Raw genomic sequence first — 1,028 nt, 5'->3', positions numbered from 1 at the left:
AGAGCAGAGCAGGCTCAGGGCTACTGAAAGCCCGCTCCGTACCGCTTAGCGGTCGGAGCCGGGTAGTTTACGAGATAGGCTTTTCGGCTGCAAGTCGCACAAAGCGATTTTGGTTGTAGAGCTGCTGAGCCACCACTGCGAAACCCACCTTCTCCAGCAACCACACCAGGTCTTCGGCGCTGAAGCGATTGTGCTCGTAGAAGTGGGTAAACTGATCCAACAGCGTTTCCAAAGGCGTGTCCGACTGGAAGAGTTGGGCCTCTGTATCGGCATCGAAGTAGAGGCTGAGCGGGGCGCGCACCCAATCCACCAGCAAAAATCGCCCCCCCGGCTTGAGTAGACGCAACACCTCCTGCAACAAGCGCAAGGGCTGCACCATCTCGTGCAACACCACCACTGCCTGAGCTGCATCGATGCTGTTGGCCGCAAGCGGCAAGTGAGGGTCGTGCAGGTCGGCCTGCAGCAAATGGACTCCAGGGATCCCTTTCAAATCCGCCGCCGCTCGCTCCAACATGTAGGGCATCACATCCACCCCGATGAAGTGCCCTCCGGGATAGCGTTGCGCCCACTGACCCAAAGCAAACCCCGGCCCGGTTCCCAGATCCAACAAGCGCGGTGCAGGAGGCAGACAGGGCTCGATGTGCATCTGCCAGAACTGCCAAAAAGCCTCATTAAAACGCCCCGGCGCTGTTGCCAGCATGCGCTCGCAGAAGCTGGGGCCACGGTGGTGCTGGTAGAGAAGCTGAAAGGTATCGAGGCCGGTCTGGGGCATGGCTGAAGATTGTTGAGAAAATTGCTAGAGGGATCACCAGAATTCGCTGATGGGCTGAAAAGAGCATCGGGGGATCCCCAGAAGAAAGCTCGAATGTTGGCCTAACGAGCAGTGGGAGCGCTGGAAAAGTTGGCAATGCCGGTCTCCAGGTCGCTAAAGCAGGTCAGTACCTTTTCCATGGAGGTGAGGTTGAGGACGAGGGCCACACTTTCCGGCACGCAACAAAGGCTAATGTTGCCCCCGGCAGCACGGCACT

General features: G+C 58.5%; 1 protein-coding gene. It reads right to left on the bottom strand.

Features of this window, described 5'->3' with window-relative positions; translation table 11 throughout:
* Positions 1-67: 67 nt before the first annotated feature.
* On the bottom strand, positions 68-772 hold the full coding sequence (locus NW837_RS15320) for a class I SAM-dependent methyltransferase (protein ID WP_414332510.1): 705 nt from the start codon (positions 770-772) through the stop codon (positions 68-70).
* Between the last annotated feature and the right edge of the window lie 256 nt (positions 773-1,028).

Source organism: Synechococcus sp. R6-10 (genome assembly GCF_047461815.1).
Classification (GTDB): Bacteria; Cyanobacteriota; Cyanobacteriia; order Thermostichales; family Thermostichaceae; genus Thermostichus.
Note: the sequence above shows the minus strand (reverse complement) of the source record. Positions and strands in the feature narration are given on the sequence as shown.